At 37.9% G+C, this 14,489-nt stretch carries 15 protein-coding genes; all 15 read left to right on the forward strand.

The annotated features are described in order from the left end of the window. Positions 1-105: 105 nt before the first annotated feature. The 15 genes from spoIIIJ to rpsR all read left to right on the forward strand — a co-directional run bounded on the left by spoIIIJ (position 106) and on the right by rpsR (position 14,362). On the forward strand, positions 106-897 hold the full coding sequence (gene spoIIIJ / locus MUN88_RS05705) for a YidC family membrane integrase SpoIIIJ (protein WP_244721945.1): 792 nt from the start codon (positions 106-108) through the stop codon (positions 895-897). After that, the gene (gene jag / locus MUN88_RS05710) at positions 894-1,511 is read left to right on the forward strand and encodes an RNA-binding cell elongation regulator Jag/EloR (protein WP_244721948.1); all 618 of its coding nucleotides are present in this window, start codon (positions 894-896) and stop codon (positions 1,509-1,511) included. Before spoIIIJ ends, jag begins: the two co-directional genes overlap by 4 nt. Positions 1,512-2,419: 908 nt before the next feature. Then, entirely contained in the window at positions 2,420-3,796 is a 1,377-nt protein-coding gene (gene mnmE / locus MUN88_RS05715) for a tRNA uridine-5-carboxymethylaminomethyl(34) synthesis GTPase MnmE (RefSeq protein WP_244721952.1), read from the forward strand. A 22-nt stretch (positions 3,797-3,818) separates the two neighbouring features. Further along, on the forward strand, positions 3,819-5,711 hold the full coding sequence (gene mnmG / locus MUN88_RS05720) for a tRNA uridine-5-carboxymethylaminomethyl(34) synthesis enzyme MnmG (RefSeq protein ID WP_244721954.1): 1,893 nt from the start codon (positions 3,819-3,821) through the stop codon (positions 5,709-5,711). A gap of 14 nt (positions 5,712-5,725) precedes the next feature. Then, entirely contained in the window at positions 5,726-6,439 is a 714-nt protein-coding gene (gene rsmG, locus MUN88_RS05725) for a 16S rRNA (guanine(527)-N(7))-methyltransferase RsmG (RefSeq protein ID WP_244721956.1), read from the forward strand. Between the two features lie 241 nt (positions 6,440-6,680). Continuing rightward, positions 6,681-7,535 carry a nucleoid occlusion protein gene (noc, locus tag MUN88_RS05730; RefSeq protein WP_244721959.1) on the forward strand — a complete coding sequence of 285 codons (855 nt, stop codon included), beginning with the start codon at positions 6,681-6,683 and terminating at the stop codon, positions 7,533-7,535. A gap of 225 nt (positions 7,536-7,760) precedes the next feature. Continuing rightward, positions 7,761-8,522, forward strand: a complete 762-nt coding sequence (locus MUN88_RS05735) for a ParA family protein (protein ID WP_244721962.1) — start codon at positions 7,761-7,763, stop codon at positions 8,520-8,522. Next, positions 8,515-9,348, forward strand: coding sequence for a ParB/RepB/Spo0J family partition protein (locus tag MUN88_RS05740; RefSeq protein ID WP_244721965.1), 834 nt, complete (start codon positions 8,515-8,517; stop codon positions 9,346-9,348). Before MUN88_RS05735 ends, MUN88_RS05740 begins: the two co-directional genes overlap by 8 nt. Before the next feature lie 436 nt (positions 9,349-9,784). Beyond that, positions 9,785-10,489, forward strand: coding sequence for a DUF554 domain-containing protein (locus tag MUN88_RS05745; protein WP_244721968.1), 705 nt, complete (start codon positions 9,785-9,787; stop codon positions 10,487-10,489). A gap of 80 nt (positions 10,490-10,569) precedes the next feature. After that, the gene (locus MUN88_RS05750) at positions 10,570-11,580 is read left to right on the forward strand and encodes a hypothetical protein (protein ID WP_244721971.1); all 1,011 of its coding nucleotides are present in this window, start codon (positions 10,570-10,572) and stop codon (positions 11,578-11,580) included. A gap of 38 nt (positions 11,581-11,618) precedes the next feature. Then, positions 11,619-11,813, forward strand: a complete 195-nt coding sequence (locus MUN88_RS05755; protein WP_244721974.1) for a DUF951 domain-containing protein — start codon at positions 11,619-11,621, stop codon at positions 11,811-11,813. 215 nt (positions 11,814-12,028) lie between these two features. Next, positions 12,029-13,129: a redox-regulated ATPase YchF gene (gene ychF, locus MUN88_RS05760; RefSeq protein ID WP_244721990.1), complete on the forward strand. Its 1,101-nt coding sequence runs from the start codon at positions 12,029-12,031 to the stop codon at positions 13,127-13,129. Between the two features lie 148 nt (positions 13,130-13,277). Further along, positions 13,278-13,568, forward strand: coding sequence for a 30S ribosomal protein S6 (gene rpsF / locus MUN88_RS05765; protein ID WP_244721993.1), 291 nt, complete (start codon positions 13,278-13,280; stop codon positions 13,566-13,568). Between the two features lie 15 nt (positions 13,569-13,583). Next, positions 13,584-14,111, forward strand: coding sequence for a single-stranded DNA-binding protein (gene ssb / locus MUN88_RS05770; protein ID WP_244721995.1), 528 nt, complete (start codon positions 13,584-13,586; stop codon positions 14,109-14,111). Positions 14,112-14,131: 20 nt separating this feature from the next. Further along, on the forward strand, positions 14,132-14,362 hold the full coding sequence (gene rpsR / locus MUN88_RS05775) for a 30S ribosomal protein S18 (RefSeq protein ID WP_244721997.1): 231 nt from the start codon (positions 14,132-14,134) through the stop codon (positions 14,360-14,362). The last annotated feature ends 127 nt before the right edge of the window (positions 14,363-14,489 follow it).

Genomic DNA, 14,489 nt, shown 5'->3' on the forward strand with positions numbered 1-14,489 from the left:
GAACATTTTGTTAATCCTGTTAGAAGGACTAGCTTGATAGCAGGTAATAGTGATAAAATGAGGTACTATAAAATACGTTTTTTGTAGGAAATAAGGAGGATGACGATGCGTAAAAAGCTCCTAACGGCCTCGGGGTTAATTGCCGTAGTAGCCCTTTTATCAGGTTGTACTGAGGTAAACGAACCAATTACGGATGAGAGTACTGGTATCTGGAACACATGGTTTGTACGACCTTTATCTGATTTTATTTTATGGGTTGCAAGGTTATTTGATGCTGATTATGGTTATGGATTATCGATTGTACTTGTAACATTGTTAATCCGGTTAATATTGTTACCGTTAAACATCAAACAACTGAAAAGTTCGAAAGCAATGCAAGATATTCAGCCGCAATTACAGGAAATCAGAGAAAAGTACAGTTCAAAGGATCAACAGACACAGCAGAAATTGCAGCAGGAAACGATGGAATTGTTCCAGAAGAATGGGGTTAATCCTTTAGCAGGTTGTTTACCGATTATTGTGCAAATGCCGATTTTGATTGCATTTTATCATGCGATTAATAGAACAGAAGCACTTAATGGTCACCATTTCTTATGGTTCCAGTTGGATCAGCCGGATCCGTATCATATTTTACCGATATTGACAGCAGCATTCACGTTCCTGCAGCAAAAATTGATGATGGCTGGAACGTCTACACAACAAAATTCAATGATGCCTCAAATGACGATGATGTTATATATGATGCCGATTATGATCGGGGTATTCGCGTTTTTCTTCCCGTCAGCATTGGCACTTTATTGGGTAGTTGGTAACATCTTTATGGTATTGCAAACACTGCTCGTCAAGAACCCAATGATGAAACGTGATGAGGCAAAAGCAGGAGGAAACAAAAAGTGAGAAAAGTAACTGCTTCTGGACAAACAGTTGATGAAGCGGTCCAATCAGCTTTAAGGCAGTTAAACATCTCAGAGGACCAGGCCCAAGTCGAGGTTATTGATGAAGGGAAGAAGGGTATTTTGGGATTGTTCGGTTCTAAGCCAGCAATTGTAAAAGTAACCCAAAAAGAAGATCCTGTGGAAAAGATTCAAAAATATGTTAAAAATATTGTGAATGAATTTGATGGCCAATTCGATATCGAGACGAAAGTTGTACAAAATGAAGTAATGATACAACTGAGTGGAGAAAAAATCGCATTATTAATAGGCAAGCGAGGTCAAACATTAAATGCTTTACAATATTTAGCTCAATTAGCAATGCATCAGTATTCCGAAAAGTATTATTCCGTTACTATTGATGCAGAAGGCTACCGGGAACGAAGAAAAGAAACATTGATTTCGTTGGCTGAGCGGCTGGCGGACCGAGCGAGCAAAACGAAAAAAGATGTCAAAATTGAACCAATGCCGTCTTATGAACGAAAAGTAATTCATACGGCACTGCAAAAACGTAGCGACATCGCCACCGATTCCCAAGGAGATGAACCGAACCGTTACGTCGTTATTAAACCAAAATAATTAGTGAAATAGATAAAACACGAGCAATGAAGCCATTGCTCGTGTTTTTTATGTGCTTGGAAAGTAATTAATAACGGTAATGAAGGCTCTATATAAAGTTGGATGGATTCTTATAATACGGATTATGTAAACTGGCTGTGGGGCAATTTTGAAATGGAGTATGTACTAGTATACCGCTCAGGCCAACCACTTCGCGTCCTACGGGGCACGGAAGCTAACTTTGTGAAGAAAGGCACTTCCAAAGTGGATATTCAGCGCCTGCATGTCCCGTGGGAGTCTACGTGGTTGGCCTGCGCTCATGATTAGTTCTACAACTAATGCAGCAAATAGGATATGGTACCACTATAATTAGGATTTATAGCTTATCTTGATGACGTATAATGCCTAACACCACTGCTTTTACCTGTTCCATATGTTGTAGTACTTTCCTTAAGCGTAGGAAATATGCGGAGACTCCCTTGGGATCAGCGGAGTATATTTCCGGAGCCTTGCTACGCGCATAATAACTATCAAAATGACCACATTGCAATACAGTTCCACTTTACATAATCCGTATTATAGGTAATTGCGTATATGCCACTATTTAATCAGGGTGATCGGGTTTTTGCCCGTTTGTTCTAAAACGTAAAATCAGTCTCCTTGTAGCAAATGATTGATAACAAAATAATCAGCAGTTGTGAATTGTGGATAACTATATCATCAGGATCTAACATAATTTTCATAAGAATATGTTGTCGATGGATGTAAGTTATTCACATGTGGATAAAATATTTTAGCAAGTTTCGCAAAAACTAAGTGTGGATATCTTTTCAATTCGTATTGTTTTGTGCTATTCTAATAAGTTAGTGATACTAAAAAAATTATTGTTGGATTTATATAGAAAAATGGAGAAAATGGAGGTGAAAGCGATGGAGCAAGACACGATAGCAGCGATTTCGACACCGATAGGAGAGGGAGCGATTGCGATCGTCAGACTGAGTGGGGATGAAGCCATTCGAATTAGTAATATGTTATTTGAAGGAAAAGATCTGACACAAGTTGCATCGCATACCATTCATTACGGAAAAATGATTGATCCCGCTACAAAGGAAATGATGGAAGAAGTCATGGTTACCGTGATGCATGGACCAAAAACATTTACAAAAGAAGACGTCGTTGAAATAAATTGTCACGGCGGGCTTGCGTCAGTTAATCGTTTATTGGAGCATGTGCTGTTGCAGGGAGCGCGCCTTGCGGAACCTGGTGAATTTACGAAACGTGCTTTTCTGAATGGACGTATCGATTTATCCCAAGCGGAAGCGGTAATGGATTTAATCCGTGCCAAAACAGATAAAGCGATGAACATTGCCTTAAAACAGCTGGACGGTAAACTGTCGAAGTTTGTGCAGCAATTACGTCAGCAGTTAATCGAAACGGTAGCCCATGTAGAAGTGAACATCGATTATCCTGAATATGATGATGTAGAAGAAATGTCTCACCAGATGTTGCGTGAAAGAACGCAGGAAGTCTATCATGAAGTTGAACGGTTAGTAAAGATGGCGAAACAGGGTAAAATATTGCGAGAAGGAATTGCAACGGCAATTATTGGCCGACCTAACGTCGGCAAATCTTCCTTATTAAATGCTTTTGTCCAAGAAACGAAAGCCATTGTTACGGATATTCCCGGAACAACAAGAGATGTTATCGAAGAGTATGTAAATGTAAGAGGGATTCCGTTACGATTAGTGGATACCGCTGGAATTCGTGAAACAGAGGATATTGTCGAACGGATTGGTGTGGAGAGATCCCGTCAGGCATTAAAAGAGTCGGATTTAATCTTACTTGTATTGAACTATGGAGAAGCTCTAACAGAGGAAGATCGTAATTTATTTAAAGCGGTCGAAGGTTTAGAATATATTGTCATCGTCAACAAGACAGATTTAGAACAAAAGCTTGATATAGATGAAGTAAAAACATTAACCGGTAGTCAAAAATTAATTACAACAGCTCTTATTGAGGATAAAGGAATGGATGCATTAGAAGAAGCAATTGCCGACACTTTCTTTGCCGGTGATTTAGATACAGGGGATCTATCATATGTATCCAATGTCCGTCACATCCAGCTGCTGCAGCAAACGTTACAAACATTAGAGGACGCAATGAACGCGATGGATGCAGAGATGCCAATTGATTTAGTACAGATTGATGTCACAAGAGCTTGGGAACTATTAGGAGAAATTGTGGGAGATACAGTGCAGGATAGCTTAATTGATCAACTGTTTTCACAATTCTGTTTAGGAAAATAACGAATAAAAAGGAGAATCAGCGATGTCAACTTATGAAGCTGGTCAGTTTGATGTAATCGTGATCGGTGCGGGACATGCAGGGGTAGAAGCTGCCTATGCTGCCGCAAAACGTGGTGCGAAAACATTAATATTAACAATGAATTTAGATATGATTGCCTTTATGCCTTGTAATCCATCGATTGGCGGACCTGCAAAAGGAATTGTAGTAAGAGAAATCGATGCATTAGGCGGACTAATGGGGAAAGTCATCGATAAAACATATATTCAGATGAGAATGCTCAACACTGGTAAAGGGCCTGCTGTTCGTGCATTACGTGCACAAGCAGATAAACCATTATATATTCAGGAAATGAAGAAAAGATTGGAGCAAACACCTAATTTAACGATGCGCCAAGGCATGGTGGAAGAATTAGTCGTGGAAGATAATCAAGTAAAAGGTGTAGTCACAGAGACAAAAGGTTTGTATCGTGCGAAAACAGTAATTATCACTACTGGTACATTTATGCGCGGTCGCGTTCTTATTGGAGATATTTCCTACGAAAGTGGACCAAACAATCAACGTGCAACAATCAAATTAGCAGAAAATCTAGAAGAACTCGGATTTGAACTGGTACGTTTCAAAACTGGTACACCAATGCGTGTGAATAATAAGACGGTTAACTATGATAAAACCGAAATTCAGCCAGGTGATGACAATCCACAGCACTTTTCTTACGAGACGACGGAAGCGATTCTCGATCAAATTCCGTGTTGGCTAACTTATACGAATGAAAAAACGCATGAAATTATCAATGAGAATTTAGGCTTATCTGCTATGTATTCTGGCATGGTCAAAGGTACTGGACCACGATATTGTCCTTCCGTTGAAGATAAAATTGTCCGATTCCATGATAAACCACGCCATCAAGTTTTCCTGGAGCCAGAAGGTCGCAATACGGAAGAGGTCTATGTACAAGGCTTATCTACTTCGTTACCGGAATTTGTGCAGCGTGAAATTCTACGCACAGTACCAGGTTTAGAGGAAGCAGAAATCATGCGAGCAGGTTATGCAATAGAATATGATTCTGTCGTGCCAACACAATTATGGCCGACACTGGAAGTGAAAAATATTGAAGGTCTGTTCACAGCTGGTCAAATTAATGGTACATCTGGTTATGAAGAAGCGGCAGGTCAGGGAATGATGGCAGGTATTAATGCTGCAGCCAAAGCATTAGATAAAGAAACACTTATTTTAGATCGCTCACAAGCGTATATTGGCGTACTGATTGATGATTTAGTAACGAAAGGAACAAATGAACCTTATCGTTTACTTACGTCACGTGCAGAATACCGTTTACTGTTGCGTCATGATAATGCTGATATCCGATTAACAGAGATTGGTCATCAAATGGGCTTAATTTCTGATGAACGATTTGAGCGTTTTGAGGAAAAGAAACGATTAATTGAAGAAGAGAAAGAACGTTTAAGCAATGTTCGTCTAAAACCGACCGAAACATTACAGCAGCTGATGGAATCGATTGGTGGCACAAGATTGAAGGACGGTATTCTAGCGTATGATTTATTAAAACGACCAGAAGTAACGTATGCTATTATTGATCAGGTGGCACCTGCTGAGAAAGAATTGGCAGCGGATGTCAAAGAACAGGTCGAAATTCAAATTAAATATCAAGGCTATATTACAAAGTCTAATCAGCAAGTCGATCGTATGAAGAAAATGGAGAACAAACTGATTCCAGACAATATTGATTACGATGCGATCAGCGGACTTGCGACAGAAGCAAGAGAAAAATTGAAAACAGTACGTCCATTATCTGTTGCGCAGGCGTCCCGAATTTCCGGTGTTAATCCAGCGGATGTATCGATTTTGTTAGTGTATATTGAGCAAGGCAATGTAGCGAAAGTATCGAATGAATAAACGGAGGAGTAATAATGAATCTTCAATCCTTTCAAGACCATCTTGAACAGCATGGTATTGAGATAACCGACAAGCAATTGCAGCAATTTGAATGCTATTTTGAACTTTTAGTCGAATGGAATGAAAAAATGAACCTAACGGCTATCACAGATAAAGAAGAGGTGTATGCAAAACACTTCTATGATTCGATTACTGCTGCGTTTTATTTCGATTTTACCAATGAATTTCATTTATGTGATGTGGGGGCGGGAGCAGGATTCCCAAGTCTCCCGCTCAAAATTCTATTTCCGCAAATAAACGTTACCATTGTTGATTCATTGAAAAAGCGGATTACTTTTTTAAACCATCTTGCTTCAGAATTAGAATTAGAAGGCGTGAGTTTCTATCACGACAGAGCGGAATTATTTGGTAAAAAAGATAAATTTAGACATATTTTTGATGTTGTCATGGCTCGTGCAGTAGCAAGAACATCCGTGTTAGCAGAACTATGTTTACCATTATTACGTACCAATGGAACATTTATAGCCTTGAAAGGATCACAGGTTGAAGAGGAGCTCACGGAAGCGGAAGATGCCATTGAGTTGCTAGGTGGTAAATTAAGAAGTATTGAACATTTCTCTTTACCAGAGAATAATGGGGAGCGAAATATTGTAATTATTGATAAAAAGCGAAAAACGCCAAAAAAGTTTCCTCGGAAGCCAGGGGTACCGAATAAAAATCCTCTATAAAGAGAATTTTAAAAAATAAATAATATTTTTTATCGCTTTTTGCTATTTTATGATAGAATAGGATTAACAGATTACTAGTTATGTTCCACGTGAAACAATTGGGATATAAAACGGCTTCGATGACTTGCTTAAATCCTAGTTTTAAGCAAGTTTTCCCATTTATACACTGTAAAAATGGGAAAACTAGTTGCAATTATATATAAGTCCAATCTTGGTTAAGCAGAAAAAGGTGGTGTTGTTTATGTTACACCCATTTGGTCGAATATTTGGATTAGGTGATAAAGAAGAGGAATTAGTAGAAAATGAAGAAAGCCAACAGGATGAAGTTGTTTTTCTTAACATTGAAGCTATTGAAGCCAATCGTTATCAGCCGAGATCCATTTTTAATGAAGAGAAAATTAAAGAATTAGCGCAAACATTACATACTCATGGTATGATCCAGCCCATCGTCGTTCGTCCGATTGAGGATGAAGAAGATAGATATGAGATTATAGCAGGGGAGCGACGTTGGCGTGCAGCAAATAGCTTGAATTGGGAGAAAATCCCGGCTATTATTCGTGACATGACAGATAAGGAAACGGCTTCTGTTGCATTAATCGAAAACTTGCAACGTGAGGAATTAACTGTAATCGAAGAAGCAACAGCTTATCAGAAGCTGATTGAAATGCATGAATTGACACAAGAAGCCTTGGCTCAACGGTTAGGCAAGAGTCAGTCAACGATTGCGAACAAGATGCGCTTATTGAAGTTACCTCAAGAAGTGCAACAAGCTATTTTACAAAAGGCGATTACAGAACGTCATGCGCGAGCATTAATTGTGTTAAAATCAGAAGAGGCACAAGTGAAAGTATTAAAACAAATTCTTGAAAAAGAATTAAATGTAAAGCAAACAGAGGCTTATATCGAGAGAATGATGACCGATAAGAAGAAACCCAAAAAGCCTCGTTTGAAAGGAATAAACAAGGATATGAGGATTGCGATGAACACGATCCGGCAATCGTTGGATATGGTATCGGATACTGGTATAAATCTTGAGACAGATGAACAGGATCATGATGACTATTATCAGATCACGATCAAAATTCCTAAGAAATAGTAACTATTCGTTTACCCATCTTTAACACAAGGAAAGATGGGTAGTTTTTTGCCAAATGAAGAATGTCGTATGAGTTTAAACAGAGTGTCTTAGTAAGCAGCTAGATTTCGTCTATCAATCTATTAATAATATCGTCCTATTTATTAAGAAAATAGAAAAAAATTTATAGATTGTGCGCATTTAGTGATAGAATATAAGGAAAAGAAGCAAGAGGTAGGTGACATCATGGGAAAAATAATAGCCGTAGCAAACCAGAAAGGTGGCGTCGGTAAAACAACTTCGTCTGTTAACTTAAGTGCTTGTTTAGCACATCTTAATAAAAAAATATTAATCGTTGACATAGACCCTCAAGGGAATTCTACGAGTGGGGTAGGGATCAATAAAGCTGATGTCAGTCACTGTATATACGATGTTTTGGTTGATGATGTTGAGGCAGAAAACGTGTGTGTGCAAACAGATATCGACAACCTTGATATTATTCCAGCTACTATTCAATTGGCAGGGGCAGAAATTGAGTTAGTTTCTACTATTTCACGTGAAGTAAGATTAAAGAAAGCGTTAGATAGTATTCGTGATCATTATGATTACATTATTATTGATTGTCCACCTTCATTAGGACTGTTAACAATCAATGCGCTAACCGCTTCGGATACAGTGATTATCCCAGTGCAGTGTGAGTACTATGCCTTAGAAGGATTAAGTCAATTATTGAACACGATTCGCCTGGTTCAGAAGCATTTGAATAAAGAATTGATGATAGAAGGCGTACTTCTAACTATGCTAGATGCCAGAACTAATCTAGGCTTACAGGTAATCGACGAAGTGAAAAAATATTTTCAAGATAAAGTGTACAACACAGTTATTCCACGTAATATCCGTTTAGGTGAAGCGCCAAGTCATGGACAACCCATTATCACATATGATTCCAAATCGAGAGGTGCAGAGGTGTACTTAGATTTAGCGAAGGAAGTGATTGCAGATGGCTAGAGGGTTAGGTAAAGGTTTGGATGCATTCTTTCCGGAAATCGAAGAACAAGATTCGGATAAAATCGAGCATGTAGAGTTAAATAAATGCCGACCTAATCCGTATCAACCACGTAAAGTATTTGAAGCTGATGCGATTGAGGAATTAAAAGAATCTGTTTTACAGCATGGTATTCTACAGCCATTAATCGTTCGAAAAAGTATTAGAGGCTATGAGATTGTCGTAGGAGAAAGACGGTATCGTGCTGCAAAAGAGGCTAATCTTGATACCATTCCTGTCATCATTAGAGAATTAACAGACGAACAAATGATGGAATTAGCCTTATTGGAAAATATCCAGCGTGAGGATTTAACACCAATTGAAGAAGCAACCGCTTATGATCGTCTCATTAATGAATTAGGAACCACACAGGATCAATTGGCAAAACGTTTAGGCAAAAGCAGGTCACATATTGCAAACTTAGTGCGATTATTAAGTTTACCAGACGATGTCATCGTGCAGATTAATCATGGTGCTATCTCAATGGGACATGGAAGAGCGTTATTAGGATTAAAGGATAAAAACAAAATAAAACCAGTAGTGAACCGCATCACATCAGAAAAACTAAACGTACGCCAAGTCGAACGACTAATCAATGAACTCAATAATCAGCAACCGCTGAAAAAGAAAAAAGCGAGAAAAGATATCTTTATTACAGAAAAAGAGAACCATTTAAAAGAGTATTTTGGTACCAATGTTTCGATTAATAAAGGAAAACGTAAAGGAAAGATCGAAATTGAATTTTTCTCTGATGATGACTTGAATCGCATCTTAGAGATGATGGAATAAGAAAGTCTGATTGTTTGCCTGGCAAATAATCAGGCTTTTTCACGGTATTAAAAGTATAAGGATTAGAGTAAGAAAGTAGTGAATTGCACTTATAATATGGATTATGTATGTGAATTGTATTACAATTTGGCTATTTTGACATGATGCCATGCCCCACAGGACGCGGTATGGTTGGCCGGAGCGGTACCCTTGCACATAAACCATTTCAAAATGGTGATAAATTGTCTAGTTTACATAATCCATATTATAGGTAGCTCTATAATTAGATAGAATAATTTGGATTAAGTCAAGTTTAACTCAGCATGGAATTTACCCAATGAGTCGTTACACGTAAAAAAATTTGAAGGAACACAGTATAAGAGAACGAAGGCTTTTGTCAGTATTTGGCGATAAGTTATTTTTCCTTATGTGAAAAGCAGATGAGGTGGACATAAAGATGGCATTATTAGGAACGATCGTAAATGGTATATGCATTATTGCAGGAACATTAATTGGCCTTGTCTTTACAAATATTCCTGATCGGTTAAAGACAACGGCGATGCAAGGAATTGGCTTGGTTGTAACTATAATTGGAATACAAATGGCAGTACAAGGCGAAAACATTATCCTGATTTTGATAAGTGTGTTAATCGGAGCTATGATTGGTGCTGGTATTCACTTAGAACGGAAATTGAACATTGCAGGTGAACAACTGGAAGGACTGGTAAGTAAAAATGGCAACTCAGAACTTACCGAAGGATTTATTACGGCAACACTCATATTTGTTGTAGGAGCTATGTCTATTGTAGGAGCGCTAGATGGCGGACTTCGCGGTGATCATGAAGTATTATACACTAAAGCATTTTTAGATGGTTTTATGGCAATGGTCCTAACATCAACATTAGGTTACGGTGTGATTTTCTCTGTTATTCCCGTTGTCTTGTATCAAGGATCGATAGCACTTTTGGCAGTACAAATTAATCAATGGGTACCACAAACAGTATTGGATGGTTTTATTAATGAAATAACAGCCATTGGTGGTTTATTTATCCTGGCGATAGGCTTAAATATCCTTAATATTACCAAGATAAAAATAGGTGATTTTTTGCCAGGTATTTTCGTCTTTATTATCTTTTATTTTAGCTATTCCTTTCTATTTTAGTAGAAGGGAATTTTTTTTCATACCTTTGTCCATCTTTGCATATTTTTAATATATCTAAAGCTTTTGTTGGAGGCAGAGATATGTGGAAATCAGGTATGAGATGGATGTTTTTAATAGTAGGTACGATGGTCGGTGCAGGATATGCATCGGGCAGAGAGTTATGGCAATTTTTTGGTCATGAAAGTGGACTAGCCATCATCTTATTTACGATTCTATTTATCTGTGCTATTGCCATTATGATGAAGGTCAGTTTTCAATATCAAACATCCAATTATTTTACATTACTGGAACTGATCCTTGGAAAGAAAATTGCCCGTTTTTATGATATATTAATTTTCTTTTATTTAATGTCAACAACCGTGATCATGATCGCGGGAAGTGGGGCGACGTTTGAAGCTTTTCATTTATCTAAATGGGTTGGGATTGGAGTTATTGTTATCTGCATTATTTTGATTTTTTTACGGGGGATTCAAGGTGTTTTGACATTTAATGTAATCATTTTGCCCCTGTTAATAATCGGTCTCTTGTCTATTCTCATTGTGTATACGATAGATGAGCAATTAACTTATATTTTGTCATTGGACCATCAGGCAAACTGGACGGCTGCTTTTACTTTTACGGCACTAAATATTTTGTCCATATTAGCCGTTTTGGGAGCGATAGGGGATAAGATAAAAACAAATGGAGAAATCATTATTGCCAGTGTGGGTAGCGGCTTAATATTAGGTGTGATTTCTTTCATTTATAATAACAGTTTAATTCAAATATCTGAGGTTATTATTTTATATGAAATCCCACTGTTTGCCATATTAAAGAATTATCCAAGTTATACGTACATTATTATGTCCATCTTGCTTTGGTTTGCCATTTTTACAACTGCTATTTCGGGAGTGATGGGGCTGGTAACAAGAGTCCAGGAATTCTTTCAGCACCACATGTGGAAAATTGCACTTGGTTTACTGCTCATTTTAACACCTTTGACAAATATAGGTTTTTCAACGTTAATAGCTTTGTTGTATCCAATCTATGGAATTGTAAATTTGTATTTACTCTGTGCTATCTTACTATTTCCTTTTTATAAGAAAATCTAATATAATGGAGAGAGAATGTGTAAGATAGAGGTGATAACATGGAGCGTAAAGACTTTCAATTAAATGATGTTGTCGAAATGAAAAAGGCCCATCCATGCGGGGAGAATCGTTGGCAGATAATTCGTATGGGGATGGACATTCGTATTAAGTGCCAAGGTTGTGGCCATAGTGTCATGTTACCACGTAAACGTTTTGAGCAAAAGATGAAAAAGGTATTGGAGCGTCAAGATTAATTCCTTCAAAAAATGTTTCACGTGAAACAAATTGCTTTTTTCACTATTGTGCACCATAAGAAAATCAATTTCTTTGTATAGAAAAAGCACCAAATCAAGGGTCCCAATCCCTTGATTTTTGTTTTTTAATAACTTGTCTTTTAAGAGAAGTATCACTATAATTGTTATGACAGATACGTTCATATGGACGGAATCCTTAAGGAGTGAAAGTTTACATGGCATTAACAGCTGGAATCGTTGGATTACCTAACGTGGGTAAGTCAACTTTATTTAACGCGATTACACAAGCAGGTGCAGAATCTGCAAACTATCCCTTTTGTACAATTGACCCCAATGTAGGGATTGTAGAAGTACCTGATACACGATTACAGAAGCTAACAGAATTAGTCAATCCGAAGAAAACAATCCCAACAGCGTTTGAGTTTACGGATATTGCGGGGATTGTAAAAGGTGCAAGTAAAGGGGAAGGATTAGGTAACCAATTCCTTTCACATATTCGTCAGGTAGACGCTATTTGCCACGTCGTTCGTTGTTTCCAAGACGAGAATATTACACATGTTTCTGGAAAAGTCGACCCAATTTCCGACATTGAAACGATTAATCTGGAGTTAATCCTCGCAGATTTAGAGAGCGTTTCGAAGCGAATTCAACGTGTCGAAAAAATGGCAAAACAGAAAGATAAAGAAGCGATGGCAGAATTTGAAGTCCTTGCGAAGTTGCGCGATGCTTTTGAAGAAGAAATACCAGCACGAGCTGTATCATTTACAGATGAACAGCAAAAGATCGTGAAAGGCTTACATCTATTAACGAGTAAATCCGTATTATATGTTGCCAATGTTGGTGAAGATGAATTGTTAGAAGCGGATAAAAACGAATATGTACAGCTGGTGAAAGACTTTGCTGAGAAAGATGAAGCGGAAGTTATTGTAGTAAGTGCGAAGGTAGAATCTGAAATTGCAGAATTAGACGGTGAAGAGAAAGAAATGTTCCTAGAAGAATTAGGTATTGCTGAATCAGGTCTGGATCAGTTGATTAAGGCAACGTATCAATTACTTGGATTAGCAACTTACTTCACTGCAGGTGTACAAGAAGTGCGTGCATGGACATTCCGTAAAGGGATTAAAGCACCTCAGGCAGCAGGTATTATCCATAGTGATTTTGAAAAAGGTTTTATTCGTGCTGAAACCGTGTCATATGATGATTTAGTGGAAGCTGGATCCGAACAGGCAGCGAAGGAAAAAGGGAAAGTGCGTTTAGAAGGTAAAGAATATATAGTGAAAGATGGAGATGTCATGCATTTCCGATTTAATGTATAACGTTTAGCGGGATCACTTGTCTTGATGGAAATAATGTTTGCATTTGCATAACATTATTGGTATAATATTTTATTGTGAGTAATGAGACAATTACTCCTTGCTCTATTGAAATAATAGGGCCGCCAAGACCAAAAGGAGGTGTAAACGGATGAATAAGTATGAAATCATGTACATCATCCGCCCAAATATCGAAGAGGAAGCTCAAACAGCGCTAATCGAGCGTTTCAACGGATTCCTTACAGATAACGGCGCGGAAATCGAGAAAGTTGAAGAAGTAGGTAAGAAACGTCTTGCTTATGAGATCAACGACTACCGTGATGGTTATTATGTACTAATCAACTTTACAGGTGATGAAACAGCTATTAATGAATTCAATCGTCAAGCGAAATTCTCTGATGATGTTATTCGTTACATGGCAATTCGTGAAGACGATCAATAATAAGGAGTGGTTCTGATGTTAAATCGTGTCGTACTTGTCGGCAGGTTAACCAAAGATCCTGACTTACGTTATACGCCAAATGGTGTAGCCGTAGCTAATTTTACCGTAGCTTGTAACCGTCCTTTCTCTAATCAGCAAGGACAACGAGAAGCAGACTTTATCAACTGTGTCACATGGAGAAGGCAAGCAGAAAATCTTGCAAATTACATGGGCAAAGGAAGTCTAGTCGGTGTAGACGGTCGTATTCAAACTCGTAGTTTTGATAATCAAGAAGGTCAGCGAGTCTTCATGACGGAAGTAGTTGCAGATTCGATCCAATTTTTAGAAACAAAAGGCGGATCAGGTGGTGGACAACCCAACAACCAAGGATCTCAAGGCTATAATCCAAATCAGAACCAACCGAGTCAAGGAAATCAAAATCAAAATCAATTTAATCATAATAATAACAACAATAATAATAATCAAGGAAATAGCGGTAATGAGAATCCATTCCAAGATAGTGGAGAGCCTATCGATATTTCTGATGATGATTTACCATTTTAATCTGAAGGAGGTTTTTAATTATGGCAGCTCGTCGTGGTCGCGCAAAGCGTCGTAAGGTGTGTTATTTCACAGCGAACGGTATTACACACATCGACTATAAAGATGTTGATTTATTAAGACGTTTCGTTTCTGAGCGTGGAAAAATTCTTCCTCGTCGTGTAACAGGAACTTCTGCAAAATATCAACGTAAATTGACGAAAGCAATTAAACGCGCTCGTCAAATGGCGTTATTACCGTACGCAAGTGAATAATACTGTATCGGTGCAAAAGAGCTTGAAGCAATTACGCTTCAAGCTCTTTTTTGTTTATTGGTTTTTATAATACGGATTATGTCAATTAGCTTAGTGGCTACTATTTGTACTGCTTCATTGCTTCCTT

It is taken from the genome of Gracilibacillus caseinilyticus, from assembly GCF_022919115.1.
GTDB lineage: Bacteria > Bacillota > Bacilli > Bacillales > Amphibacillaceae > Gracilibacillus > Gracilibacillus caseinilyticus.